Annotated in this window: 19 protein-coding genes and 6 tRNA genes; 21 read left to right on the forward strand and 4 right to left on the reverse strand. The window is 49.5% G+C overall.

The features are described 5' to 3' along the window. The first annotated feature begins 92 nt into the window (after positions 1-92). The 12 genes from JSQ97_RS02655 (at position 93) to clpX (ending at position 8478) form a co-directional block, all read left to right on the forward strand. Positions 93-1277 (forward strand): NADase-type glycan-binding domain-containing protein, encoded by a 1185-nt coding sequence (locus JSQ97_RS02655; protein WP_205074634.1) that lies wholly within the window; start codon positions 93-95, stop codon positions 1275-1277. 177 nt (positions 1278-1454) lie between these two features. Then, positions 1455-2696 (forward strand): hypothetical protein, encoded by a 1242-nt coding sequence (locus JSQ97_RS02660; RefSeq protein WP_205074635.1) that lies wholly within the window; start codon positions 1455-1457, stop codon positions 2694-2696. Positions 2697-2792: 96 nt separating this feature from the next. Beyond that, positions 2793-3962 carry an ISAs1 family transposase gene (locus tag JSQ97_RS02665; protein ID WP_205074636.1) on the forward strand — a complete coding sequence of 390 codons (1170 nt, stop codon included), beginning with the start codon at positions 2793-2795 and terminating at the stop codon, positions 3960-3962. 81 nt (positions 3963-4043) lie between these two features. After that, positions 4044-4115: transfer RNA gene (locus JSQ97_RS02670), tRNA-His, on the forward strand. An 81-nt stretch (positions 4116-4196) separates the two neighbouring features. Further along, positions 4197-4270, forward strand: a tRNA-Arg gene (locus tag JSQ97_RS02675). Positions 4271-4715: 445 nt separating this feature from the next. Then, positions 4716-4788 (forward strand) — tRNA-Lys (locus JSQ97_RS02680). Between the two features lie 36 nt (positions 4789-4824). Further along, positions 4825-4905 (forward strand) — tRNA-Leu (locus tag JSQ97_RS02685). A gap of 35 nt (positions 4906-4940) precedes the next feature. Then, a tRNA-Gly gene (locus JSQ97_RS02690) sits at positions 4941-5012 on the forward strand. 44 nt (positions 5013-5056) lie between these two features. Further along, positions 5057-5128 (forward strand) — tRNA-Gly (locus JSQ97_RS02695). Positions 5129-5203: 75 nt separating this feature from the next. Further along, complete coding sequence (tig, locus tag JSQ97_RS02700; RefSeq protein ID WP_205074637.1) at positions 5204-6571, forward strand: trigger factor; 1368 nt, start codon at positions 5204-5206, stop codon at positions 6569-6571. A 51-nt stretch (positions 6572-6622) separates the two neighbouring features. Next, a complete protein-coding gene (gene clpP / locus JSQ97_RS02705) occupies positions 6623-7228 on the forward strand; it encodes an ATP-dependent Clp endopeptidase proteolytic subunit ClpP (RefSeq protein ID WP_205074638.1) in 606 nt (201 codons plus the stop codon). After that, a complete protein-coding gene (clpX, locus tag JSQ97_RS02710; protein WP_205074639.1) occupies positions 7225-8478 on the forward strand; it encodes an ATP-dependent Clp protease ATP-binding subunit ClpX in 1254 nt (417 codons plus the stop codon). Before clpP ends, clpX begins: the two co-directional genes overlap by 4 nt. 65 nt (positions 8479-8543) lie before the next feature. Here clpX and JSQ97_RS02715 read toward each other — a convergent pair whose 3' ends face one another. After that, positions 8544-9539 (reverse strand): leucine-rich repeat domain-containing protein, encoded by a 996-nt coding sequence (locus tag JSQ97_RS02715; RefSeq protein ID WP_205074640.1) that lies wholly within the window; start codon positions 9537-9539, stop codon positions 8544-8546. Positions 9540-10655: 1116 nt separating this feature from the next. On the opposite strand from JSQ97_RS02715, the gene JSQ97_RS02720 reads away from it, so the two are divergent. Continuing rightward, on the forward strand, positions 10656-11510 hold the full coding sequence (locus JSQ97_RS02720; RefSeq protein WP_205074641.1) for an Rpn family recombination-promoting nuclease/putative transposase: 855 nt from the start codon (positions 10656-10658) through the stop codon (positions 11508-11510). Positions 11511-11643: 133 nt separating this feature from the next. Here JSQ97_RS02720 and JSQ97_RS02725 read toward each other — a convergent pair whose 3' ends face one another. Continuing rightward, positions 11644-12759, reverse strand: a complete 1116-nt coding sequence (locus JSQ97_RS02725; RefSeq protein ID WP_205074642.1) for a glycosyltransferase family 4 protein — start codon at positions 12757-12759, stop codon at positions 11644-11646. Between the two features lie 47 nt (positions 12760-12806). Here JSQ97_RS02725 and JSQ97_RS02730 point away from each other — a divergent pair, with 47 nt between their 5' ends. The 7 genes from JSQ97_RS02730 to JSQ97_RS02760 all read left to right on the forward strand — a co-directional run bounded on the left by JSQ97_RS02730 (position 12807) and on the right by JSQ97_RS02760 (position 22682). Continuing rightward, positions 12807-13937, forward strand: a complete 1131-nt coding sequence (locus tag JSQ97_RS02730; RefSeq protein WP_205074643.1) for a DEAD/DEAH box helicase — start codon at positions 12807-12809, stop codon at positions 13935-13937. A 61-nt stretch (positions 13938-13998) separates the two neighbouring features. Continuing rightward, positions 13999-17010: a chromosome segregation SMC family protein gene (locus JSQ97_RS02735; RefSeq protein WP_205074644.1), complete on the forward strand. Its 3012-nt coding sequence runs from the start codon at positions 13999-14001 to the stop codon at positions 17008-17010. Then, positions 16994-17362 carry a hypothetical protein gene (locus JSQ97_RS02740; protein ID WP_205074645.1) on the forward strand — a complete coding sequence of 123 codons (369 nt, stop codon included), beginning with the start codon at positions 16994-16996 and terminating at the stop codon, positions 17360-17362. The genes JSQ97_RS02735 and JSQ97_RS02740 overlap by 17 nt, the downstream gene beginning before the upstream one ends. Continuing rightward, positions 17359-19344: an outer membrane protein assembly factor BamD gene (locus tag JSQ97_RS02745; RefSeq protein ID WP_205074646.1), complete on the forward strand. Its 1986-nt coding sequence runs from the start codon at positions 17359-17361 to the stop codon at positions 19342-19344. Before JSQ97_RS02740 ends, JSQ97_RS02745 begins: the two co-directional genes overlap by 4 nt. Before the next feature lie 81 nt (positions 19345-19425). Continuing rightward, on the forward strand, positions 19426-20133 hold the full coding sequence (locus JSQ97_RS02750) for an SIMPL domain-containing protein (RefSeq protein WP_205074647.1): 708 nt from the start codon (positions 19426-19428) through the stop codon (positions 20131-20133). A 77-nt stretch (positions 20134-20210) separates the two neighbouring features. Next, complete coding sequence (gene serS, locus JSQ97_RS02755; protein WP_205074648.1) at positions 20211-21509, forward strand: serine--tRNA ligase; 1299 nt, start codon at positions 20211-20213, stop codon at positions 21507-21509. A 3-nt stretch (positions 21510-21512) separates the two neighbouring features. After that, complete coding sequence (locus JSQ97_RS02760) at positions 21513-22682, forward strand: AI-2E family transporter (protein ID WP_239446880.1); 1170 nt, start codon at positions 21513-21515, stop codon at positions 22680-22682. Here the strand turns inward: JSQ97_RS02760 and JSQ97_RS02765 are convergent. Beyond that, positions 22671-23597, reverse strand: coding sequence for a hypothetical protein (locus JSQ97_RS02765; protein ID WP_205074649.1), 927 nt, complete (start codon positions 23595-23597; stop codon positions 22671-22673). The genes JSQ97_RS02760 and JSQ97_RS02765 overlap by 12 nt on opposite strands. Then, a complete protein-coding gene (locus tag JSQ97_RS02770) occupies positions 23587-24267 on the reverse strand; it encodes a hypothetical protein (RefSeq protein WP_205074650.1) in 681 nt (226 codons plus the stop codon). Before JSQ97_RS02770 ends, JSQ97_RS02765 begins: the two co-directional genes overlap by 11 nt. Positions 24268-24453: 186 nt before the next feature. Between JSQ97_RS02770 and JSQ97_RS02775 the strand changes: the two genes are divergently transcribed. Then, entirely contained in the window at positions 24454-26478 is a 2025-nt protein-coding gene (locus JSQ97_RS02775) for an aconitate hydratase (protein WP_205074651.1), read from the forward strand. Positions 26479-26518 lie beyond the last annotated feature (40 nt).

The raw sequence follows: 26518 nt of genomic DNA on the forward strand, positions 1-26518 counted from the left end.
TTTTTGTTAGGAAACGATTATGTTTTTGAAGCAGGAGATAGAGTTTGATAAAGTAGTTGCAGCACTTATTGTTCGGACTGAAGGAGTAAATGATGAAACAGCCATTATCGGTTGTTACAATTTTTTTATGTACATTTCAAATCATATTTGCACAAGCACCGGAACTGAAAAACATGATGCCGAACAGCTGGCAAAAATTAACACGGTTGAGTGCGCAGGAAGAAAAATCGTTTTTTGAAAAAGATGAAGTACGAGATGCAATTCTAAGTATTGATAATTATTTTTTCAGGAAAAAGAAAATAGAGAAAATGAACTACCAAGTCTTTACGGAGACAAATTGCGGCTTGCGGTTTTACAGATTTTTGATTAGCGTCAGCCCGTTAGAAACTATTTATAATGCAGAGTATAAAAATAAAACAATAAATAAAGAAGAATGCTTAAAGATGCAGGGGGAGGAGAACTGTATTTGGCAGATCTTATTTTTACAAAACAAGAAAAATGTTCTACAAAATATTTGTATCCGCTCATATTCGCAGTATTGGGTTTCTCAGGGAGAATGGGAAGGCTATCATTTTAATGATTTGATGATAAAACTTCTTAATAAAAACGAAATAGGTTTTTTTATAACAGAAGTTACAGTCGCTTTTACTGCAGACAGGCAAAAAATAAATGAAAACATTGTTCCCATAACGTATCATACTTGCAAAAATCAAATAGATGCATCATCTTCTACATGGTTTTCAAAATATAATATAAACGACGATATCACAAATGCTTGGAGCAAAGAAGGCATAAACATACAGGCTTCAAACTATCTGTTTGACCCGAAATGTCCGCTTAAATACAGTATACAAAATGCTTTTGACGGAAATCCTGCAACAAGCTATGTGGAAAATACCAAAGATGATTTGATGCAGATTACATTCGGCGGTTTTAAATCAAAGTTTTCAAAAGTTGTAAATATTGCAATTATAAACGGATATGCATTAAATGAAAAATATTATTTTGCCAATAACAGAATCTTAGAACTAAATGCCGATATTTATGAATTTAATGATACAAAAACAGAATTAATTCTCAGCAAGCCGATTTCATTAAAACTAAAAGACGGCATTGTACGATATCAGGTAGTAGCGTTTGATTATAATAATAGAGTCGGACCGGTTTCATTTAGTGCTGCAAAATTGTGCAAAGGAAATTCTTTTAATGACACTTGTTTGGCGGAGTTAAATCTCAGTGAATCTACAACCTATGTTTTTGGAGAGATAGATGAGTAATCAAGATTCTATATTTTATAAAAGAAATCTAGCCGTTCCTTTTTTTACGCAACGAGATAATACGTATCAAGCCGCCGCCTTCAGTGACGGCAGTTGACTTGATTCGTTTTCAAAATTCGCCGTTCATTGATGTATGATACGGTGCGTATATCGGAAAAATCTGCCGATATGATAGATATGGGTAAAGCTCTTCGCCTCTTGCCGCTTTTTGTTTTTTTCTCCGCTTTTCTTTTTCCGCAGACGGAACTCGACGCGCGTACGATCGCCGCTATGTACGGCTGGGACTACGTGAGCGTTCCCGAACGGGAGACGGTAAACTTTCCCGCATTGCTTGAAGGCATTTGGACGGGAGATGACCGCTACGTATTTTTCGTACCGGAGAATACTGCGGAAAAGGCGGCAGTGAAACCGACCGATATCGCCCTTATCTTAAAAACCTATTACGGCTGGTTTTACGACAGGGCGGCAGAACCAGAAGCCTTTGCATCTCAGTCCGAACGATTTTTGTGTACGGCGACGACAAAAGAAGCCGAGCGCCTTACGGTGACGGCAGAAGACCTTTTGAATCGTCCCCCGCGCTACGATACGAACGGAAATGCCGTGCCTTACGACAGCGGTGCGTGGGAGCTCGTCGTCAAATACAACGGCAAAAAGAAATACGAAACGCGCATCCCCGTCGCCGTCATCGGAAACGAACTCTATCTCGATTTCGTACTTCGCTTCGATTCGTCCGAGAGTCCCGCGTCCTCAGGCAGCGAGCTTACAGGCTATTGGCAGGGTGTGTGCAAGCGGGAGAGCATACGTCTTGCACCCTATCCGAGAGCGCCTGAAATACGCTCGTACTATGTAAGCGATGACGGCATGTACGTGCTCCGCTTTTGGGAGACGACGATGCCGTACACGAACGACCTCGCGTCCTTCGACGACACGGGGAAAACTTTTTCCGTCGCAAAGCATATCGTTTCGAGCGCGAGCATCTTTACCTGCGTAACGGGACGAAGTAATCGCATCAGAAATATCGTAAAGATGCCGCTCGATTTCGGCGATTACAAGCTCGATGAAACGGGGATGATATGCGTTTTCGGAAAACCGTATATGATGAAAGTGCTCGGTAAAGACAGCGCGCCCGGCTTGATGCAAATCGTCGCCGAAGCGAACTCGCGCCGAAAAGATCCGCCTCCGCCGCTTTTCCCTCCGAGCGATTTGAATTGGCATTGGGATCTCATCGCCCTTCTTGAAAAAGACAATACGATCGTGCGGGAAGTCCGCTTGAGACAGCGCGTATTTGCCGAAACGAAAGGCGAGGGCGGGAAAATCGATGCGCTTGCGGCATCCATGTACGGCACGCATTTGAAGCTGCAGGAAAACGCGCTGAAAATTTCCGATGAAGCGCGAAAAAAAATAAAAGCCGTGCGATGATAAAAGCTGCGGACTGTGTGCGGGGAACTTCGCGCCATGGAAATCAATTTTGCCCGACTACTGTTTAAAAAGTTGATAAAGTGCTAAAGTAAGAGCATGAGGTGGGAAACATTAGAAGATGCACTTGCAGTGCTGGAGACGGAACGGGAATACGACGGGTATTTTTGCAGCGTACAAGACGCGGTTATCATCGTGATTCTGGGAAGCCTGTGCGATTTGCAAAGCGTAAAGAAAATCCACGAGTGGGCAACGACCGAACATGTCAGAACATTTTTGGCAGAAACCTTCGGGATCAAACGGATACCGTGCTATTGGTGGCTGTTAAGTCTGCTTGCAATCATACGTCCGGAATCATTGAATGAGTGTATGAAACAATGGGTTGCTTCGGTTTTACCGGATCTTGCAGCAAAACTTGAGACGGAAGAGGAAGAACAAAGCAAGAAGAAAAAGAAGCAGCCGTTGACGATAGCCATAGACGGAAAAGCTATCCGCTCAACGGGAAAGATGAAAAAATACGACAATCCCTTGCATATCATCAGTGCACAGATAGGGGAATTGGGGCTGACACTCGCCCAAAGAACGGTCGAATCAAAAAGTAACGAGATTCCGGCTGTACCGGAATTGATAAAAGAGCTTGAAATCAAGGGCTGTATGGTAGTCGCAGACGCAATGAACTGTCAAATAGAGACTGCGGAGGCGATAATTGGGGCGGAAGCGGATTATTTGTTAAGTGCGAAGGGCAATCAAGAAGCACTTATGAACGATATCGCAGAGTATGTTCAGGATACGAGGCTGAGAGCGAAGATGGACAGCATCACGCGAACGGAAAAGGGACATGGGCGGAAGGAAAGTCGCAGTGCGTATACGAGTGATGATGTGGGCTGGCAACCGGGCGGCAGAACATGGCCGGCGCTTAAATGCATTGGAGCGATACATACGCGATTTGAGACGAGCAAAGGCGTGACGGAAGAATGGCATTATTATATTTCAAGTAAAGCGTTACGAGCGGAAGAGCTGCTCCATCATGCAAGAGAGGAATGGTCGGTAGAAACGATGCATTGGCTGTTGGATGTACATTTTGATGAGGACAGATGCAGAGTGCAGAGTAAGAACATACAGCAGGATCTCAATATGCTGCACAAATGTGCGCTTAACATAATTCGCATACATAAGCGTGAGACACAATCGAAGCTGCCGTTGAACGGCATTATGTTCCGCGCTCTTATGAATCCTCAGACGTTATTACCGCTTTTGGGCAAAACTTGATTTCCGTGCCTTCGCGCATCGCGCTCTTGACGTACCGTCAAAAAATTTGTTATAGTTTTCGGGCATTGCAAATGCGCTACGGTGCCTGTAGTTCAGTGGTAGAGCGCCAGATTGTGGATCTGGTTGTCGTGGGTTCAATCCCCACCAGGCACCCGCTTTTCTTAATTAATAAAACGGTTACCCGACGATGTGTCCGCGAGCCGGACGTTCGATGCGGCGCCAAATCCTGCAAAAGCGTTTATAGCTCAACTGGATAGAGCAACGGACTTCGAATCCGTAGGTTGCGTGTTCGAGTCACGCTAAACGCAATATTCCCTCATCCGCACCGTCTTCGCCGATTCCTGCCGTACTGCAAAAAACCTGCCGTGCTACAAAAAAATCGTCAGGGCTTACGCATGAAAAATGTATACACGGAAAAAAGCGTATAATATATAAAAAAGGCGGAACGCGAGGCAGCGGCAATGCCGCCGAGCCGCTCTGACCGATGGCAAGCAAAATTTCGAAGAAATTTTGCGCAGTCCGATTCCAATCACGGTCTGCCGCGGCACTTGCAACGAGCGCGAAGCGCGAAGTTCCCCGCGCAAACGGCAGGGCTGTTGCCGGGAGTGCAGCCGATTTTTTTACGGTAATGGTTATTTTTTGGGGAATATAGATTCTCATGCGTAAGCCCTAAAAAAATCGTACGACGTACTTGCCATTTTATTTTATTTTTGCTATAGTTACAACATTCAGCCACTGTCGTGGATTGAGTACGGGCCATTAGCTCAGCTGGTAGAGCAACAGACTCTTAATCTGTGGGTCGTCGGTTCGAAGCCGGCATGGCTCAAGCCTTGTGTGAGACGAGAAGGCACGCACTCTTTATGCGAGAGTGGTGAAACGGCAGACACGCCGGATTTAGGTTCCGGTGCCTTACGGCGTAAGGGTTCAAGTCCCTTCTCTCGCAATTCCGTTGCCTAAGGTGTTGCGACATACAGATTTGCGGGAATAGCTCAGTGGTAGAGCGCCACCTTGCCAAGGTGGATGTCGCGGGTCCAACTCCCGTTTCCCGCTCGAGTACCGAAGCTTACAGCGCCGGAAAACGCAAAGAATTATTTGCGGGAATAGCTCAGTGGTAGAGCGCCACCTTGCCAAGGTGGATGTCGCGGGTCCAACTCCCGTTTCCCGCTTGAAACCAAAAGCGATTCGGAGCAATCTGAATCGCTTTTTTTATTCGTACGGAGATCACTGGTAAGGAGCGAAGCGTGGAACTCAAAAAAGAATTCACCGACCTTGAAAAATCGGCGGTAAAACTCACCGTCACCGTTTCACAAAAAGACGTCGCGGCCGCATACGCGGAAACGCTCGGCAAATATCTAAAGCAGGCGCAGATTCCGGGCTTCAGAAAAGGCCACGTGCCGGCGAATATTCTCGAACGCAAATTCGGAGACGGCATCAAAGCCGATACGGTAAGCGATATAATCGACAAAGCGCTCAACGAAATCTTTGAAGACGATGCGGAAAAGGCAAACCGTCCGCTCCCCTACGCTCAGCCCGTCATGGAAAAAATGCCGGAACTCGACGCTGCCGAAGATTTAAGCTTTTCTCTCACCTACGACGTGTATCCCAAAGTCGACGTCAAAAACTTTTCGGGCATTACGATAAAAGAGCCGCAGGTCGTAATCGGCGACCAAGAGATCGATGAAGAGCTCAAAGCCGTACAGGAACGCAATGCTGTCGTCATCGACAAAAAAGACGACGAAAAAGTCGAAAAAGACAATATCGTTACGATCGATTATGCCGAACTCGACGAAAACGGAAACGAAATCGCAGGAACAAAGCGCGAAGACTTCGTTTTTACGGCGGGAACGGACGGTACGTTCTACCGCATCGATGACGATGTCATCGGCATGAAAAAAGGCGAAACGAAAACGATCACGAAAACCTACGCTAAAGACGACAAAAACGAAAGTTTGGCGGGTACGACGAAAAAGATAAGCGTAACGGTTACCGCAATCAAAATACGCAATCTTCCCGCGCTCGACGACGAACTTGCGCAGGATGTGAGCGAAAAATACAAAACGCTCGACGACTTAAAAAAAGATATCGTAAAAAATATGGAAAGCGCGAAGGAGCGGCGCATCGTGGAAATCAAAAACAACGATCTGCTTTCCCAGCTCGTCGAAAAAAATCCCTTCGATATCCCTTCTTCCATGCTCAATGCGGAACTCGAAAACCGCTGGTATTCGATGGCGCAGCAGTTTCAGACGACGCCGGAACAGCTTGACAAAATGTTTTCGTCGGCAAAACAGACAAAAGCCGACATACTCAAAGAATGGGCAGGCGCAAGCGAAAAGATGCTTAAAAGCAGAATCATCGTCGACAATCTGATCCGCGCGCGCAATATTTCCGTTACGCCCGAAGATGTCGAAGCGCGTTATAAAGAAATCGCCGATCGCGGCGGCATGAGCGTCGACGAAGTGAAAAAACACTATGAAGATGCAAAAGCGAAAGAATATCTCATCGACGACACAAAAGAGCAAAAGCTTTACGACGAACTGTATAAAGAAGTAAAAACGGTAAAGGGAGATACGATGTCGTTCGCCGATTTGTTTAAAGGGGAAAGCAACTGAACCCACGCCGCCTCGTTTTTTTAGTATATTGTAGTAATACAGGATGTGACTATGAATGAACGGATGAACACGCTCGTCCCCTCCGTCATCGAGCGGAGCGGAAACGTCGAGAGATCCTATGATATTTTTTCGCGGCTGCTCAAAGACAGAATCATCTTTATCGACGGGGAGATAAACGACGTTACGGCGGACTTGGTCGTCGCGCAGATTCTCTTTCTCGAATCGGAAAATCCCGATAAAGACATCAGCATATACATAAACAGTCCCGGAGGATCGGTTACCTCAGGTCTTGCGATCTACGATACGATGCAGTACGTCAAGTGCCAAATCCAAACGATCTGCATGGGACAGGCTGCAAGCATGGGTGCAATCCTCCTCGCAGGCGGCACTGCGGGAAAAAGGTTCGCCCTTCCCTCTTCGCGCGTTATGATCCACCAGCCGTGGGGCGGCGTGCAGGGACAGGAAAGCGACATTTCGATCCAGGCAAAAGAAATCGTGCGCTTGAAAAAATTGACAATCGATTATTTTGCGCACCACACGAAAAAGACGATCGAACAGGTCGCTTCCGATATGGAACGCGATTTTTATATGTCGGCCGAAGACGCGCTCGCATACGGCATCGTCGATCACATTATGCCGGGGAGAAAAAAACAATGAAACGATTCGGAAGCGACGCGCAGTTTTGTTCGTTTTGCGGAAAACCCGCAGACGCATCGCGTCATCTTGTAGGAGCGCCTTCAGGCAATATCCACATCTGCAATCAGTGCGTTGCCGTCTGTCAGAGCATGCTCGATCAGGAAGAAGGAGAAGTCGCGCCGATTACGATGAGCGATGTGCCGACTCCGAAAGAGTTCAAAGAATACCTCGATGAATATGTCGTCGGACAGGACGAAGCGAAAAAGACGCTTTCCGTCGCCGTGTACAACCACTATAAACGCATGTCGGTTCCGAAAAGTATGCGCAAAGACGACGACGTGCTCATCGAAAAATCGAACATACTGCTCATGGGGCCGACAGGAAGCGGAAAGACGCTGCTTGCAAAAACGCTCGCGCAAAAGCTGAAAGTACCCTTCGCCATCGCCGATGCGACGACGCTCACCGAAGCGGGCTATGTCGGAGAAGACGTCGAAAACGTGCTTTTAAAATTGATAAACGCCGCAAACGGCAATATCAAAGCTGCCGAGCGCGGTATCATCTTTATCGACGAAATCGACAAAATTTCGCGCAAAAGCGAAAATACGTCGATCACGCGCGACGTGTCGGGTGAAGGCGTACAGCAGGCGCTTTTGAAAATCATCGAAGGTACGCACGCGAGCGTTCCGCCGCAGGGAGGACGCAAGCACCCGAATCAGGAGATGATCGATATCGACACGACGAATATCCTCTTTATCTTGGGCGGAGCTTTCGTCGGCCTTGAAAAGATCATCGAACAGCGCACTGCGGAGCGCGCGATGGGCTTCGGCAGCAACGTCGGTATGATGAACGAAGAAGAGCGCATGAACCTGCTCAACCGCTGCACGCCCGACGACCTCGTCAAATTCGGCATCATCCCCGAACTGATCGGACGGATGCCTATCACCGTCGCGCTCAAAGAGCTCACGCGGGACGATTTGGTGCGCATCCTCACCGAACCGAAAAACGCGATCACAAAGCAGTTTCAGGCGTCTTTCGCCCTCGACAACGTCAAACTCGAATTCACCGAAGAAGCGATCGGGGAAATCGCCGACGAAGCCGTCCGCCAAAAAACCGGCGCGCGCGGACTTCGCAGCATCGTCGAAAAAATGCTGCAGGATATCATGTACGAACTTCCGTCGATCAAAGACCGCGAGCAAAAAAAGCTCGTCGTTTCGAAAGATATCGTACAAAACAAAACCCATCTCGACGTAGGATCTCTTTTGACAGCGTAAATGCGAAGCGCGGACGATTTTACAATATCGTCCGCAGCCCATTCGATCATTTGTACATCGGTGGATTAAAGCTTAACCGTATTCCCGCTTGCATCATATTTATACATCGTCCACTTCTTGGCTTTTGCGTTGTCGAAGGCTGCTTTCAGTTCCGAAGGAGCGCTAAAGTCTTTGAGATTGCCTTCGGGAACGCCGGTCTTTTCGGTATACAGATAACATAGTACGGAATATACGTAGGAAGCCGGGATCTGCGGTAAATCATTAAAGATTTTTATAAACGCTTGGGTATTAAGCCGGTTGCCGGTGCAGTCCAGACTTCTCAAAGCGATGCAACCCTGTACGTTAAGCTCGGTAAGCCGATTGACGCGGCACCGTAGCGTATCCAATTTGCTTAAGCCTTGTACGTTAAGGGATGTAAGCCGATTACCGTAGCAGAGAAGCTTTTTCAAAGCACTTAAGTCCTGCACGTTAAGTTCGGTAAGCCGATTGCCGCTGCACCACAGATCTTGCAAATCGTGTAAGCCCTGTACGTTAAGGGATGTAAGCTGATTATCGTAACAGTGCAGCTTTTTTAAAGCGGTGCAGCCTTGTACGTCAAGGGCGGTAAGCCGATTGCTGCTGCAGTCAAGCTCTTGCAAAGTACTTAAGCCCTGTACGTTAAGGGCAAGCAGTTTATTGGAATTGCCGTCGGCAGCGATGCCGCACTTAAGCTCGATGATGTTGCCTTTCAGGATGACGGTCGTACCCTTTGCGTGCAGTTTTGTTTCCCAATTATGAATTGTAAGCTTCGTTTCGGTACAGCCTTCCACCGTAACAGGGGAGTTATCGGCGGTTTTTACCGTAACAGTGATAGTGAGCTCATTAGGGCTTAAAATAAGCGAAGCACCGCCTGACACAAGGGGCGCTTGCGGAGCACTGCCCCCGGTACCACCTCCACTTCCGGAGCCTCCTCCGAAACTGCCGTCTGTCGTTTGCGAGCAGCCGGTAAAAAGCAAAGCGAATGCCAAAACTGCGGCTGTGGCGAGCGCCGCGGCTCCCTTTTTGTTACTTAGATGTTTCATAAATACCTCCTCATTTTAATAGGGAATTTGTAATGTGTAATTAAATTATCAATTACCGATTATCCATTGCCTTGATCCGTTCCAATCCGTAGAACTTCAAAAAATAAAAAAACGCACGGGGACGGTGCGCCCTTTGTGCGTTTTATTCGTTGAGAAAAATCGTGTGTGTTTGAATGTAAATTTATTCGGCTATAGTTCGCCCTCAGCTGCGAGGCTGCGAGGCTGCGAGGCTGCGAGGCTGCGAGGCTGCGAGGCTGCGAGGCTGCGAATTTTCCCCGATATGCCGTCTTATGTCAAGTGTTTTTGCAAAACTTTTGTGCGTTTTTTTGTGAGAACGTATACTGTTTTTATCGGTGCGTTTCTCTGCCATCACTGTTACAGTATAACCTGTTTTTATACGAATTTCAACGGAGATGTTGTGTATACTTTCGTACAAAAAATTACTTTACGGATTTTGTGTTTTAGGCACAGTTTACGCTACGCGAACGTACGGATTGATAAAGCGCTTTTTATCGAATTCTTCTTAAGCCGTATACAAAAGTAGACGGTTTTTCGGCACGGAAATCAATTTTCAATGTGTAATGGGTATTTTCTAATGAGTAATTGGTAATGTGTAATGGGTAATGAGTTTCATACGGAGACGAAAGGCGACATCGTGCCGTACATCGCGCGAAGTTCCCCGCGCAACTTGCAACGAGCGCGGAGCGCGAAGTTCCCCGCGCAGGAAACGATGTTCCCGTTAATTTTTACAAAAAACCGCATAATTTATCACTTTGCAGGCGATATATAGGTCGAAAGTCGAGTTTCGAAAGTATTTCTAAATAAAGCTATGCTTTCGGCGAGAACTTCGTTCGCTGCGCTCACTACCGAGTTTGCTCTGCAAACTCGGTAGTGAGCGCAGCGGTCGAGCTTTTAGGGTAGGCTTCCGCAAGCCTAACGCTCGAAACGGCACGCAGCCGGAACCTCGCCTCCGCATCATTTTATTCACTTTCGAAACTCGCCGTTCAGTTGGTGAACGAAACAGTTGGAAAATTTCGAGTTTTAGAAAACTCGAAATTAAACCATATAGTTCAGCGGCTTCCTTGCCGCACTATCCCAATAACCGAAGGTACAACTATGGAATATACTCATAAACCCGTCGACGAGCTCATCTTTACCGACGACTTTATGTTCGGCACGGTCATGAAAAACAAAAGAATTTGTAAAGGCGTATTGGAACGCTTATTACACATCAAAGTCGGTAAAATCGAATATCCCTCCCTGCAAAAAACGATAGCACCCTTTTACGAAAGCAAGGGCATACGTCTCGACGTCTATGTCTCAGAGCCCGAGCGCATCTTCGATATAGAAATACAAACGTCGATCCCGCCTTCTCTTCCCAAACGCACACGTTATTACCAAAGTCTTATGGATGTCGATAACCTCTTACGCGGACAAAGCTACGCGGAACTGAAAGAGAGCTATGTCATCTTTATCTGTACGCAGGATCCCTGCGGTAAAGGTTTACCTGTGTATACGTTTCGTAACGTATGCAGTGAAGACGGTACGCTTTTTCTTGATGACAAAAGCGTTAAGGTGTTTTATAATGTCGGTGCCTACGGTAAAGAAGATGAGCCTGAATTGAGCACTTTGTTGGAGTATCTTTGCAAGAGGCGGGCGACGAGCGGTTTTACGCAGCACATCGATGAGCTTGTCGAAAAAGCGAAACGGAACGAAAAGTTCAGGAGCGTATATATGTCGTTGAATATCAGAGAAGATGACTTACGCATGGCGGGTGAAAAGATTGGTTTTGAGCGGGGAATACGCAAAGGCAGAAGAGACGGACTCTTAGAAGGACGACGCGACGGTATTGCCGCAGGAGCTTATCAGGCAAAGCGGGAAACGGCAAAAATTTTATCAGGTATGCAACTGAGCATTGAAGTGATAGCGAAAGCGACCGGTCTTTCGGAAGCGGAGATCGAAAAACTGTAGTGTCATTTGCTTTTCAAAAAGCTCGACATCCGACCTTTTAGGTAAAAATTGATTTCCGTGGTTTTTCAGTGTTTACAAGGAATTACTTTCGAAACTTTCTTATACTGTATACAAAAGTATACGGCATGCTCTCTCACCGTATGATCTTTTTCATAACTTCGATCGTTTCCGTCACCGTCGTCTCCCAGCTGAAACGCTGTGCCCTTTGAAGGCCCGATGCGATCATCTTTTCGCGGAAAGCGGAATCCGTGACGAGTTTTTCCATAGCGGAGGCGACTTCTTCGATATCGTTCGGATCGAAATAGAGAGCTGCCTCCCCGCCCATTTCGGGAAGCGCACCCGCGTTCGAGCACGCGACGGGAATGCCGGTCGCCATCGCTTCGAGTATCGGAAGCCCCACTCCTTCGTTCACCGACGGAAAAAGGCACGCATCGGCTCCCGCGTATAAAAGCGGAAAGCTTTCGTGCGGAAAAAATCCCGTAAGAAAGATGTCCGACGCGGCGGGAGAAAGGGAGGCGGCTCTGTGCACTTCTTCGGACGAGGGTCCTTCGGCGCCCGCGATGACGAGGCGGTGCGGAGACTTCGTGCGCTCTTTAAAAAGCGCAAAGGCTTTTATAAGTTCGATGTGTTTTTTTTCAGGTCCGGAAAGACGCGATCCGTAGATAAAATACGGCCGCTTTATCGCAAAGGGCTTTATGGTTACCGTTTCGGCATCGATCTGCAGCTGCGGAAAAAAGAGCCTGTGGTCGATGCCGTTGTGGATGATTTCGATTTTCGCTTCGTCGATGCCGAGTCCTATCAAATCATTTCGTAAAAATTCGCTCGCAGCGACGATCTTTTGCACCTTTGCAAGTCCCCGCTTTATCTGCATACGCATCATACCGTCGCCCTTTTCTTTGAGCATGACGGAAACGATGGAATTGACGACGGCGACTCCCGGCGTTTTAAACGAAAGCGGCAGCACGCGCTCGATGGCGGGATAGAGCACGACATCGTACTTTGCGTTTTGTGCGAATTTTTTCAGGCGAAAAAAATGCCATAAACGCTCGGCGCCGAGACTGTCGGGAACGGAAAGCGCTTGAAACGGAATTTCGCGTACGGAATTATACGTGTACCGATCGATTTCGGAACCGAACAGTTCGAATTCGACATCGTCTGAAAGCGGGAGATTAGCCGCAAACGAATGGAGGTATGAGCCGATCCCGGAGCGCCCGTGATCGCAGCCGAATGTATCTATGCCTGCTTTCATGACAAAATATTATAGCAGCAATTCCGTTTTTGCGCTATAGTTTGCGTATGGACACGCAAAACGCATTTTCGCTCCTTTCTCCCGAAATACGCGCAAAACTGCAAGCGCTCTCGATCGTACAACCGACGCCCGTACAGCAAAAGACGATCCCCCTCATTGCAGAAGGGAAAAATCTTCTCTTTCAGTCGGAAACGGGTACCGGTAAAACCTTCGCTTATCTTTTACCGCTCATAGACGGCATGGAAAAGGACGAAAATAGCGGCGTAAAAATCCTCGTCGTCGCTCCGACGCTCGAACTTTCTTCCCAAATCAGAGACGCCGCCATGTCGATTTCAAGCAAAAAATGCGCGTTGCTCGCAGGAAGCGCGCCGATACGGCGGCAAACCGAGCTTTTAAAAGGGGATCCCGCAATCGCCGTCGGAAGCCCCGTGCGCCTTTTGGAGCTCGCGCGCTTAAAAAAATTAAAACTGAACGGATTGCGCGCAGCGGTGTTCGATGAAGTCGATCGGCTCGTCAAAAAAGAGATCAAAGACGACCTCGCTTCCCTCGTCTCGCTTTTTCCGAAAAACGTACAGCTTGTCGGATGTTCGGCGACGGTAACGAAAGCCGTAAGAGCGTTTTTTACCGAATGCGAATCGATTTCGCTGCCGGAAGAAGACGTGCTTCGAAAGCGTATTTCACACTGGGCGATTTACGCCGAAAGCCGCGATAAAATCGATACGCTGAAAAAGCTGATTGCCGCCCTCGACATACAAAAGATGCTTGTTTTTACGAGCCGCGGCGATCAAGTCGAAAACATCGCATCGAAATTGAAATATAAAAATATCGACTGCGAATCCCTCTACGCGAAAAAAGACAAGCAAAAGCGCAAGCATGCTCTCGACCGATTCAAAAGCGGAAGCTGCCGTATTTTGATCACGAGCGACGTCGCTTCCCGCGGACTCGATTTTCAAGGCGTTACGCACGTCGTTCAAATGGATTTAAACGACGACGACGATTTTTTCATCCACCGCGCAGGGCGCACGGGACGCGCGGGCAAAACGGGAATCAATATCGTCGTCGGGGACGAGTATGAAATGCGGCGCTACAGCGCACTCGAAAAGAGACTTAAAATCGTCGTCTATCCGAAAATGCTCTACCGCGGCGAAATCGTCGCGCCGGACGCCTTTTCCGAATAGTTGATTGAGGCTGCCATATCGTGTATAATGTAAAAACAGCTTTCACTTTGAGAGGGGACAGGTGTTTCTTAAAAGTCTCGACATTTTCGGCTTCAAATCCTTCGCCGACAGAACACATATCGATTTTTCGGACGGCATCACGGCTCTGCTCGGCCCGAACGGCTGCGGCAAAAGCAACGTCGTTGATTCGATAAAATGGGTTTTAGCCGAAAACCGCTCGAAAAATTTGCGCGCCGACAAGATGGAAGACATCATCTTCAACGGTACCGAACGCCGGCCTCCCCTCAACGTCGCCGAAGTGACGCTCACGATCATGAACGAAAACGGACTCATACCGTTCGAAGCGCCCGAAATCGCGATCAAGCGGCGGCTCTACCGTTCAGGTGAAAACGAATACTTTATCAATAACCGACAGGCAGGCCCGCGCGAAATACGCTCGCTTTTTATGGATACGGGCATCGGCAAAGCGGCCTATTCGGTCATGGAACAGGGAAAGATCGATCAAGTGCTTTCGTCGAAGCCCGAAGACCGGCGCTATCTCTTCGAAGAAGCGGCAGGCATAAGCCGGAGCAAAGCCGAGTGTGCGGAAGCCGAACGGGAACTTGAGCGCACGCGGAACAATCTTCAGCAAATCGAAATCGCGCTTTCGGAAGTCAAACGGAGATACGATACGCTCAAAGTGCAGTCCGAAAAAACGATCAAATACCGCGCGGTAAAAGACGAAATATTCAACGACGAACTCGATTTAACATTATTAAAATTAAAGAACTTCGTGCAGACGAAAGCGCAAAACGAAGAGCATCTCAAACAAGTCGAAAAAAAACGAGGCGATATCCGAAACGAAATCGAAGCGATCAGCAATACGCTTTCGGAAAACATGGACAAAGTAAAAGCCATGCAGGAAGAAGTGTATGCCAAGCAGGCGGATTTAATCGGCATTCAAAAGGAAAAAAGCGGCAAACAGGATCTGATACAGCAGTTCAACGTGCGCCTTTCCGAATCGAAAGAAAAACTCGAACAGCTCGAAGCGCACAAAAAAGCGATCGGAGTTCAGATCGATGCGCTGAACGATGAAATCGACGAAAAAAACGCGCAGCTTTACGAAAAGACAAAGCAGCTCGACGATATCAAAAAAAATATCGCATCATTCGGCAAACATATTTCCGACGCGGGAAGCCGCATCGACGGAAACGAAAAACTCGTCTCCGAATCGCAATCGCAAATCGAAGCGCTGCGTGAAGCACGCACGCTTTTGCAAAAAGATTTGACGGCGATCACCGAAGACATCGTCACAAAGCTCGACGCAAAATTAAAAGACGCGGGCTTTTCCGAAAATGCGATGAAAAACGCCAAAGAAACGCTCGACAACGTCATCGCCCGCTTGAAAATTTTTACGGCGGGACGCAAAAACATCTTTGCCGATTTTGCAGCCTCTCCATCGCGTTCCGCCGACGAATGCGTCAAAACGGTGAAGGAAGCATCCGACGCGTTTTTTGAAACGGGAAAGCTTGTCGCAGAACTTGAAAAAGCGCTCGACGATTATATGAAAGCCTCCCCCGCCTTTATTACCGAATTCCTCGCGCCCGAAGGGATCATGACAAAAAAGCGCGCCATCGATCAAAAGATTTCCGACAACCGTTCCCGCGTTGCCGGGATCAACGAACGCATAGCCGAACTGCATGCGGAAAATGAAAACCTTTCGAAAAAAATCGACGAATATAAAGAAACGCTCGGAAAGCTCAAAGTGAACGAAGCGCAGATGCACGAGCAGATCACGGCGGCCGAAGAGCAGGTATCGATGCTCCGCCGTACTTTGGTAAGCCAGCAAAAAACGCTTTCCGATACCGACGGAGAGATCGCTTCGGAAAACAAGCGCGCCGAAAATTTGAATGCGGAAATATCCGGCGCCGAAGAAGAGCTTTCGGAAATAGAAAAGCGCGGTCTCTCTCTCGCGGACGAGCTGAAAAAGCTCGACGATGCGATCGCCGCGTGCAATACGAGCGTGTCGGGAAAGCAGAACGCGCTCCGTCAAAAGCAGGAGGAACAAAATAAGCTGCAGGCGCAGTACGAGCGCATTTCGCTTTTGCTCGTTTCCTCCGACACGGAAATCAAAAACGTCAAACAGAATTTTCAGGATACGCATTCGCGCGATCTTATGGAATTCGAAGAGCGCATGTATAAAATCACAAAACCCGCCGCGGAAATTCGGGAAAAACTTTCCGACGCGAAAGAACGGCTGAAAGCGCTCGGACAGGTGAACTTGATGGCTGTCGAAGAATTCGCCGAAGAAAAAGAACGCTACGAGCGGCAGCAGACGAACTGCGAAGATACGAAAAAGAGCCTCGAAAATCTGCAGCGCGTTTCGGGAGAAATCAAATCGAAATCGTCCGAAATGTTTCTCGACACGTACAATAAAATCAAAAAGAATTTTCACAATATGTTCCGCCGCCTTTTTAACGGCGGAAGAGCCGAGCTTCGTCTCATCGATCCGGAAAACGTGCTCACGAGCGGCATCGACATCTACGCGCAGCCGCCGGGAAAAAAGCTCGAAAACATCGCTCTTCTTTCGGGCGGAGAAAAAACGATGACGGCCGTCGCGCTTTTGTTTGCGACTTACCAAGTGCGCCCTTCTCCGTTTTGTCTCCTCGACGAAATCGATGCGGCGCTCGACGACAAAAACGTTTCAAGCTTTGTGACGACGCTGCGCTCTTTTGCAAACGTGAGTCAATACATCGTCATCACGCATAACAAAAAAACGGTTATGGGAGCTACGACGATGCTCGGCATCACGATGGAAGAGTCCGGCGTTTCGAAAATACTTTCGCTCCGCCTCGACAAAGACATAAAGCTCGGCGCGGTCATTTCCGAAAGCAATGACGACTTTATCGAAGAAGACGTGCCGCCCGAAGAAGCGACCGTTCCGCCGAGGCCCGCAAAACGCATTCACAATCCCGACGGAACGATAACCGATCCCGACCGCGAGCGCGCAGTGAAAGAAGAAAAACGCCTCGAAAAAGAAGCGGCGCAAAAAGCGAAAGCCGCGGAGAAAAAAAGCGATGATCGGGAAAAGTGATTTTTTCGACGGTATCAAAGCTCTCTTTTACGGAAGGAAAAAATACGTCGCCTTCATTTCGGGTACGCTTATTTTGATGACGTGCATCGCGCTTGCAGTTTTTATCGCACAAAAATCGAAAAAGACGCGCAGAGCGCCCGTCGCCGAACGCACCTTTACGCCGACACAGGAACTCCTTGCTCCCGACGGTCCGCAGGAGCAAAAGGATTATATCGCCTCGCGCGAAGCAAAAGATGCGTGGAGCGATACCGATACGGATCGATGGTTTACGCCGCCTGAGGGCAAAGAGATGGAAGACCTGCGCCGTGCGAACGATAAAATCGTTTCGGATATATTGGGGGCCGCTCCGTGAAAAAAACGATCAAGCGAATGGCGGACGAACACGTCGGAAAGTTTCAAGGTTTTCGGAACTCGAAATTAATAATAGTAAAGCGCACCTCAAGTTTTGCACGCGAATCGATAAAAGCGTCGTTTACTGCTGCCGTCTGCCTGTCGATTTTTTTCGTATCCTGCGCGTCTCTTCCGAAAGACGAACGAGCAGGAGATAATCGAACGCAAACCGAAAGCGTCGCCTCTTCCCGCCAATCGGAACATCGTGACGGAATTTCGGAATCGGCGGAAAACGAAAATGCAGCAATACACGAAAACATCGGCGGCGCTTTGCAGAAGGATGAAAGCTCAAGCGCCGCCGGTACGAGTGAAAGCGTTCTCGCGGACGAAGCGAAAACGGACGGCGATTCGAACGAAGAGCGCGCCATGCCCGATACGGAAAAAGTGACAGATGCGGAAAGAATGCCGAAACAGGTCAAAACATCCGGCAAACTTGAAGATGCGTTTTCGAATGAGGAAAATCTTTCCGAGCGCATCCGAGGCGATCTTCCCGAAAAAAGCGAAGAGGCCATGCGCGGAAGTTCTGCCATAGACGAACCTGTCGTACGGGAAGGATTTTCGGAAAACGACGGTGCCGGTTTTACCGCGCGAAACGAAACGCATCCAAATCCGATTCAAAAAGACGCCGCACCGAAAGATGAAAGAGTCCCGACGGCGAACGCTGCAAAAGAAAATGCTGCGCAGATAGGTGCAAGCGCCGCGCAGACAAGTGCAAACGCGGCAGTCGGAAATACGAAACGAGCCGGTACGGACGCGGCACAAAAAAACACAAAGCCGACGAACGCTTCAGGCGAAACGACACGCTCGGCGCAAAATGTCCGCAGCGCGGAGGCAGCGCAAAAAACGAAGGGCGGTACAAGTGAGAAAACGATAAATCCCGCAAAAAGTGCGACCGATGATGCGCGGAGCACAAAAGACACAAATGTGGGCGCCGCCGATAAATCGGCAAGCAGTACGGACTCCTCGCGGGAACAGACGGATCCGCTCGACGGAATGGATGAAATCGACACGAAAATACTTCCGTCGCGATCGGTGCATATCGCAAAAAATCAATACCTCGATGTCGTCTATCCCGGAGGCGGATGGATCTATCTCGGAGAGACGGACGGCACGAAACTGCTTTCGTTTTTCGGAAAAAAACTCGGAGATGCCGACACGATTTTTACGCTCCGTGCAAAAAATGCCGGAAGAGCGATACTGCATTTTTACAAAAACGATATACTCACCGGAGACGCTATCGACGACCGGCTCGAAGTGATCGTCGAAGATAAAGTCGGAAGCGCAGCCGAACGCATCACCGCTCCTTCGTATGCGGACATCGTCCCGCCCCGTCCTGTCCGTTCGGAAAACGAAGCGGCGGAAGGAAGCACGGAAATCGCATCTTCTAAAGCTGCCGAAAACGGAACGAATCGCTTTTCCGAAACTGCAGGGGATGGTACGCAGCGTTTTTCGGAAACGACGGAAAGCCGCTCTCCGCTTTCCGGACGAACGGCAGATTCCGAATACGGAGCATCGGGCGAAAGTGAAAGCGGAGCTTCCGATACAACGCAGATGCAGCAAGCTTCGGCGGATGAAAACGATTCCGCATCTTCGCAAAGCGCACAAAAGCAAACAGGATCGGCTTCGGCAGCCGATCTCAGCGCGGACGACTACGCGCTCGACGAATCGGGTCTGCTTGAAAAAGCGAAAAGCGCATACGATGAAAAAAACTACGCGAGAACTCTCGCTCTTCTCGATCTGTTTTTTGTGCGTGCGACAAGCCGCATCGACGAAGGACTCTATCTCAAGGGACAAACGCTCGAAGCGAAATCCGCGCGGCAAAATATCAAAGGCGCGCTCGGCGCATACGATGAGCTTTTGCAAAACTGGCCGGAGAGTAAACAGTGGCAGTCCGCGCGCAAACGCAGCATTTATCTGAAACGTATGTACGTCGATATCCGATAGATGGAAACAACCGGCGGCTTTCGATTTTAATAAAATATCGATGGCGGCGATTGTTGATGATCATATCATACGGAGGAATATATGAAACGGTTTATTAAAATCACCATAGCGGCTATCGTGCTGTTTTCATCGCTGTCGTGTTCGCTCATAAAACACGAAGAAAAAAACGCGCGGACAATCACCGTGACCGGACGCGGCGTCGCGGAAGCGGAACCGGATAAAGCGTCCGTCGTCGTTTCGGTCGTAACGCAGGATTGGGTCGCGAAAACCGCTGCGGATCGGAACAGTGAAATCATGACACGCGTACGCGAAGCTCTTGTCGCTTCGGGAGTGAACGCAAACGATATAACGACGACGAACTACAGCATATATCGGCAGGAATCGTGGGATGGAGGGAGGCTGTCGATCGGGCGCTATCGTGTGCGGAACGAAATGAAGATCGTCGTGTACAACACCGCCATTGTAAGCGACGTCATCGATACGGCGATTTCCGCAGGAGCAAGCGAACTTACATCCCTCACGTTTACCGTTGCAGACGATACGGCTCTCGTTCGGGAAGCACGCATGCTCGCCGTAAGACAGGCACAGGAGACGGCAGCGCTTTTAGCGGGAGCAAGCGGCTGTAAAATCGGAGAAGCGATCACGATCATCGAAAAAAGCGATGCGGGCGACGTCAGTGCGGGGTACTACGACGCGCCGGCGGCGGTACGCGCTAAAATCGCAACACCGATATCGTCCGGAAAAATCGAAGTGAGTTCGACCGTCACGATCACGTACGCTTTGCAATAGCGCGCAGTAAAGTCGAAAAAACTGCAAAAAGCCGAAGTTCTTAGAAACTCCGATTATTAATTAACAAGGAATAAAATATGCTCGATTATAAATTTATCAAAGACAATCTCGAAGCGGTAAAACAAAATATCGTAAACCGCAATATGACGGCCGACGCCGATGAAGTCGTGCGCCTCTACGACGAGCGCACTGCCCTCGTTACGCGTCTGCAGCAGCTCCGGGAAAAGCGCAATGAAAACGCCGCGTTGATGAAAGGAAAGCTCGAAGAGGCAAAGCGCCGGGAGTTCATCGAAAAAGGAAAAGAGCTCAAAGATGCCATCGCGGATGCGGAAAAAACGTTGACGGAAACGGAAGCGAAGCTCGAAGAAGCGGCGCGGAAAATTCCGAATATGGCGCATCCGGCTTGCCCGATCGGAAAAGTCGATACGGAAAACCTCGAAGTAAAAAAAGTCGGCACGCCGCGCGTTTTTTCGTTCCCGCCCAAAGATCACGTGGCGCTCGGAGAATCGCTCGATATCATCGACTTCGAGCGGGGCACGAAAGTGTCGGGGCCGAAATTCTATTACCTCAAAAACGAAGCGGTCTTTCTCGAACAGGCGCTCATCATGTATGCGCTCGGCGTTTTGAGAAAGCACGGCTTTACGCCCTTCGTAACGCCCGACATCGCAAAGCAGGAAGTGCTTCAAGGCATCGGCTTCAATCCGCGCGGCAACGAATCGAACGTTTACTGCATCGAAGACGAAGGCACTTGCCTCGTCGCGACGGCGGAAATCACGCTCGGCGGTTATCACTCGGGCGAAATACTCGACAAATCGAAGCTGCCGCTTTTTTACTGCGGGCTTTCGCACTGTTTCAGACGCGAAGCGGGAGCGGCGGGACATTTCAGCAAAGGTTTGTACCGCGTTCACCAATTCGATAAAGTCGAAATGTTCGTGTACTGCCTGCCCGAAGAATCGGATGCGATACACGAAAAGCTGCGCATGATCGAAGAGGAAATCTTTACCGGACTCGGTATCCCCTTCCGCGTCGTCGATACGTGTACCGGAGATTTGGGAGCGCCCGCATACCGCAAATGGGATTTGGAAGCGTGGATGCCCGGCCGAGCGGACGAAGCGCATCCCGCAGGCGACTACGGAGAAGTGACGTCGACGTCGAACTGCACCGACTATCAGGCAAGGCGTCTCAACATCAAATACAAAGACGACGACGGCAAAAATAAATACGTTCACATGCTGAACGGAACGGCGATCGCGGCCGGGCGCGCGATGCTTTCGATCATCGAAAATTATCAAAACGAAGACGGATCCGTTACCGTTCCCGAAGTGCTGCGAGCGATATGCGGCTTCGATACGATAAGCGCAAAACGCGGAGCTTAAGCGATGACCGGCAGAGAACAAATTTCACGGCAGATCGCGTATTTATTGATCTTCATCGCGACGATTTTGCTTTTTGCCGTTTTGAAAATAACGGCGAGCGTCGTCATCCCCGTCATCCTCGCGATCATGTTTTCATTCGTACTCTTGCCGATCGTCCGCGGCATGAATAAAATTCACTTGCCGTGGATATTCAACATCGTCGTCGTCACGATTTTATTTGTCGTCGCCATCGCAGTCCTCGGTACTCTCGTATTCGCAAGCCTTCGTACGATCCTTTCCGAATATTCGAAATACGAATCGAAATTTCTTTCGATCTATAAATTTTTTGCAAATAAATTCAATTTGGGTTTCGATGCGGATAAAAGTTTTTTTTACAATCTGCAGAGCGCGCTCGGAGAACAGTTCAATATCGGTGTTATGATGCGCCGCATGCTGTTTTCGCTTTCGGCGAATATGGTGTCCATCGTCCGCAACATACTCGTCATCGTATTGATGTTTATCTTTTTGCTCGTCGAAATGCACGTCACGGGCGAAAAGCTCAGAGAAGCTTTTGAAGGACGAATGAAAAACCGACTTTTCGAAATCGTCAAGCGGACGATGACGCAAGTCGTGCGCTTCATTTCGATAAAATTTTTCATCTCGCTTGCGACGGGAGTGCTCGTCTATGCGTCGGCAAAAGTCGTCGATCTCGACTTCGCGATCGTATGGGGATTTTTTGCGTTCGTGCTGAACTTTATCCCGAACTTCGGTTCGATCGTTTCGGTCGCGGCGACATCCGTATTTGCGTTATTGCAGTTTTTTCCGCATCCCGCTCCCGTCATCTTTATCGTTGCGGGAACAACGACGGTCAATATGGTGCTCGGCAATTTCGTTGAACCGCGTATCGAAGGACACAACCTCGGCATTTCCCCCTTCGTCATCCTCGTCATGCTCTCTCTGTGGGGCTGGATGTGGGGCTTTGTCGGCATGATCCTCGCCGTCCCGCTCACCGTCATCATAAAGATCATCTGCGAAAACATACCGCTTTTGCACCCCGTTGCGATTTTGCTCGGGAACAAACCGCAGGACACACGGCTCGAATTTACCGTATACGATTCGGAAAACGGACAAAAGGAAGACGGCGAAAAGAAAACAGAGGAAGGCGATACGGCATCAAGCCGGTCACAGGTATAAATTTTTCGTCGCTTTTTCGTATATGAATCTCAAGTCTTCTTCCTGCAGCGACGTGTAGACGCAATCCGCGCACGTGCGACCTCCCGCTTCCGCACTGTATACTTTCGCAGGCGCGCAGGTAGCAAAGACATCGCGGCTTGCGACGGGGCCTTCGTGCAGTGAAAACGACAATTTGAGCGCGTATTCGGCACCGCGCGAAAGCTGAAAATTTTCATCAACGCTTCCGAAAACGATGCGCTCGTGGTCGACGTACAGGATATCGAGCGGTTTTACGCTTCCCGAAAAAGATTCGATTTTCGTGCGCCGTTCCGTGAGGTAGCGGCATATCGGAATGAGCTGCAGGCCGTTGCCCGCGTTTTTTTCCTTTTTTGCTTGGGCGACAAATCGTTCGAGATAAGCCTTTGCCGTCTTTTGCTGTTCGAGCGCGATCGAAGCCCACACCGGACGCGCGAAAAGTTCGTAGCCTTCGCAGGGCACGCAGTCGAAATTGACGGTCGCCTTATTGCTGCACGAATAATAGACCGTCGCGGAAAAATCGTAATCGTGCTTCGCTTCCGTATCTTTGATACGGCAAATCGCTTCGGGAACGACAAAGGCGAGTCCCGATTTTACCGAGCGCATTTCCGTAATAAAAAAAAGGCCGACACGGTTGAAATAAAATTCGATGCGAACGCGTTTTCCCGCAAAGCCGATCACCGACTGCGGCGGATTTTTTAATAAAATTATGCCGCTGCCGCCCGAAGCGAGCTGTTCGGCTTTGAGCGCGACGGGAAACACTGCCGACGAAAGCGGGTGTATCGCGTCTCCTGCCGCACCGTCTTTTTCCATCGGCGTTACGGTGACGGGAACGTTTCCGTCGATCAGGTATTGGAGTACGAGCTCGCGCTCTATGCCGGTTAAATTATTATTTTCCATTGACCCGCTCCCATTTCCGTATTTCGATATTACTGATCGTATAGGTTTCCCCGTCTTTTTCAAAATACAGCAGCACATCGATAAAGCCGCCTGAAAATCCGAAGCGCACGGGAACTTCCGCTCCCGCTTCGTCGATAAAAGGCGAACCGTAAAGCGATGAAGTAAAAAGCGGCGTTTGCGCGTCGGGAAAATCGAGAGCGAAATGCGTTTTCCATCCGCTTTTCAAATCGGAAAGAAAAAAGACGTATGAAAACAAATTTTCAGGAGCAAACGACGCGTCCGCACTCTCGTTGCGGGAAAGAGCTGAAACGAAAGCGTCGAGCGCGCTTTTCAGTTCGCTCGACATGAGAGTCGTATCGAGACTTGCAAATCCTTGTATGCAAGGATACACCGTTTCGGAGGACGAAAGAGAAGCGATCAGCGATTCGGGGCTGAGTTTTACCGAAGACGAAAGCACTTCGTTTGTTTCGATCGTCCGCACAAGGCGCTCTTTTTCAACTTCGCGCGTCCACAACGCATCCTCATCTTTTACGGCCGCTTTTGCGCGGAGCGTTTCGCCCGTATCGGAAGCGATGACGGCTTGATTGTCCGAACACGATGCGGCAAAAAAAACCGCAACGAGAACACCGATCGTCAATATTCGCACCGCACGCTTCATATCGATAAGCATAGCACAATTTTACGAAAAAATCCAAGCAAGTTTGAAGCGTAGTCGAACGTGCGCATATGAGGACAGGCACATGCGGCACACATAAAGCGGACACATCGGTAGATCGATGTGTCCGTACATCGGCGCGTTGAACAGAAGTATAAAATCTGCTAAAATATATTCCGTGTAAAATATCGAGGTAACGCTATGTCCCTAACGCTCACGGAAAAATTATTACAGGCGCACATCATTCCCGAAGCATGTCCCGATACGCGCTTTGTTCCGGGAGAGCCGATACGGAGAGGAGACGATATCGCGATCCGTATCGATCAAACGCTGACGCAGGATGCAACGGGAACGATGACCTATCTCCAATTCGAAACGATCGGCGTTCCCCGCGTCAAAACGGAACTCTCCGTTTCCTATGTCGACCACAATACGCTGCAAACCGATTTTAAAAATATGGACGATCACCGCTACCTGCAGAGCATCGCCGAAAAATACGGTCTCTATTTTTCACGACCGGGAAACGGCATCTGTCATCAGGTACACCTCGAGCGTTTCGGAAAGCCGGGTAAAACGCTGCTCGGCAGCGACAGTCACACGCCGACCGGCGGCGGTATCGGCATGATCGCGATCGGAGCGGGCGGACTCGACGTCGCCGTCGCAATGGGGGGCGGAGCCTTTCACTTGGCGATGCCGAAAATCTTCGGCGTACAGCTCACCGGATGCCTTCGAAAAGGCGTCAGCGCAAAAGACATCATCCTTGAAGTGCTGAGGCGGGAAACGGTAAAGGGAGGAGTCGGCGCGGTTTACGAATACTTCGGGTCAGGCGTCGAAACGCTAACCGTCCCGCAGCGAGCGACGATTACGAATATGGGTGCGGAACTCGGCGCAACCTGTTCCGTTTTCCCGTCGGACGCAAAGACGAAAACCTTTCTCGCATCGATGGGAAGGGCAAAAGATTGGACGAAACAGGAAGCCGACGTCGGCGCCGAATACGATAAAATCATCCAAATCGATTTGACGAAACTGTCGGCACTCGCTGCCCGGCCGCATTCTCCCGACGCCGTCACTGCGGTAAAAAATCTTTCGGGCAAACCGGTAACGCAGGTCGTCATCGGCTCGTGCACGAACAGCTCCCTCGACGATTTGGAAACGGTCGCAGCAATCGTCAAAGGCAAACACATCGCTCCGGGAGTCGAAGCCGGCATAGCGCCGGGAAGCCGGGCAACGCTCATGATGGCGGAAAAAGCGGGCATTCTCGGCACGCTCATCGAAGCGGGCTTCCGTATCCTCGAAAGCGCGTGCGGTCCGTGCATCGGCATGGGCTTTGCGCCGAACAGCGAGGGAGTATCGCTTCGCACGTTCAACCGCAATTTTAAAGGCAGAAGCGGAACGGCCGATGCAAAGGTCTACCTCGTCTCACCCGAAACAGCCGCCGCATCCGCGGTTACGGGCGTATTCACCGAAGCGGAAACGCTTTCATATACCGACCGTGCCTACGTGCGATCGAAGCGAGGGAGTCTTCTCGACGGAAACGACGCGCGGCTCGATGCAAAAATTATTAAAAAGGCGGCAAAGGATGAGGGTATGCTCATTCCCCCGCTTCCTCAGGAACAAGCGGAAAAAGTCGAAGTGCTCCGCGGGCCGAATATAAAAAAATGTCCGCCCTGCCCTCCGTGCGCATCCTCTCTCAAATTGCCGGTACTGCTGAAAGCCCGGGACAATATTTCGACCGACGATATCATGCCTGCCGGAACGAAAGTGCTTCCGTTCCGTTCGAATATCCCCGAGATAAGCAAATTCACTTTTTCGCGCATCGATGAAACTTTTTACGAGCGTGCCGAACGGATGCGTTTTTCCGGCTGCGTTATCGTTGCAGGTGAAAATTACGGACAGGGCTCTTCCCGCGAACACGCAGCCCTCGGCCCGATGTACTTGGGCGTACGCGCGGTCATCGTAAAAAGCTTTGCGCGGATCCATAAAGCGAACCTCATAAACTACGGTATCATTCCGATGGAATTTGCAAATCCCGCCGATTATGATATAATCAAACAGGGAGATACGCTTGAAATCGGAAATATCGCCGAAGCGCTGAAAACGGGATCTCCGTTCGAGATAGCCGTAAACGGGAAAAAAATCAACGGCACAAACGATTTAAGCAAGCGTAGCCGCGCGATCCTGCTTGCGGGAGGACTCGCATCCTATACCCGCAAGGGCGGAAATTAAATTAATATTAACAAAATGAAATACGGTTTTTGAAATGCGG

The sequence above is a fragment of the Treponema sp. Marseille-Q4523 genome (assembly GCF_016901105.1).
GTDB lineage: Bacteria > Spirochaetota > Spirochaetia > Treponematales > Treponemataceae > Treponema_D.

Excerpts from the sequence above, each read along its gene's own strand:
- JSQ97_RS02765 (WP_205074649.1), bottom strand. The coding sequence starts at position 23,597 with ATGGAAAATAATAATTTAACCGGCATAGAGCGCGAGCTCGTACTCCAA.
- JSQ97_RS02750 (WP_205074647.1), top strand. The coding sequence starts at position 19,426 with ATGAAACGGTTTATTAAAATCACCATAGCGGCTATCGTGCTGTTTTCA.
- JSQ97_RS02665 (WP_205074636.1), top strand. The coding sequence starts at position 2,793 with ATGAGGTGGGAAACATTAGAAGATGCACTTGCAGTGCTGGAGACGGAA.
- serS (WP_205074648.1), top strand. The coding sequence starts at position 20,211 with ATGCTCGATTATAAATTTATCAAAGACAATCTCGAAGCGGTAAAACAA.
- JSQ97_RS02655 (WP_205074634.1), top strand. The coding sequence starts at position 93 with ATGAAACAGCCATTATCGGTTGTTACAATTTTTTTATGTACATTTCAA.
- clpP (WP_205074638.1), top strand. The coding sequence starts at position 6,623 with ATGAATGAACGGATGAACACGCTCGTCCCCTCCGTCATCGAGCGGAGC.
- JSQ97_RS02725 (WP_205074642.1), bottom strand. The coding sequence starts at position 12,759 with ATGAAAGCAGGCATAGATACATTCGGCTGCGATCACGGGCGCTCCGGG.
- JSQ97_RS02715 (WP_205074640.1), bottom strand. The coding sequence starts at position 9,539 with ATGAAACATCTAAGTAACAAAAAGGGAGCCGCGGCGCTCGCCACAGCC.
- JSQ97_RS02760 (WP_239446880.1), top strand. The coding sequence starts at position 21,513 with ATGACCGGCAGAGAACAAATTTCACGGCAGATCGCGTATTTATTGATC.
- JSQ97_RS02770 (WP_205074650.1), bottom strand. The coding sequence starts at position 24,267 with ATGCTTATCGATATGAAGCGTGCGGTGCGAATATTGACGATCGGTGTT.
- JSQ97_RS02775 (WP_205074651.1), top strand. The coding sequence starts at position 24,454 with ATGTCCCTAACGCTCACGGAAAAATTATTACAGGCGCACATCATTCCC.
- JSQ97_RS02660 (WP_205074635.1), top strand. The coding sequence starts at position 1,455 with ATGGGTAAAGCTCTTCGCCTCTTGCCGCTTTTTGTTTTTTTCTCCGCT.
- JSQ97_RS02730 (WP_205074643.1), top strand. The coding sequence starts at position 12,807 with ATGGACACGCAAAACGCATTTTCGCTCCTTTCTCCCGAAATACGCGCA.
- JSQ97_RS02720 (WP_205074641.1), top strand. The coding sequence starts at position 10,656 with ATGGAATATACTCATAAACCCGTCGACGAGCTCATCTTTACCGACGAC.
- clpX (WP_205074639.1), top strand. The coding sequence starts at position 7,225 with ATGAAACGATTCGGAAGCGACGCGCAGTTTTGTTCGTTTTGCGGAAAA.
- JSQ97_RS02740 (WP_205074645.1), top strand. The coding sequence starts at position 16,994 with ATGATCGGGAAAAGTGATTTTTTCGACGGTATCAAAGCTCTCTTTTAC.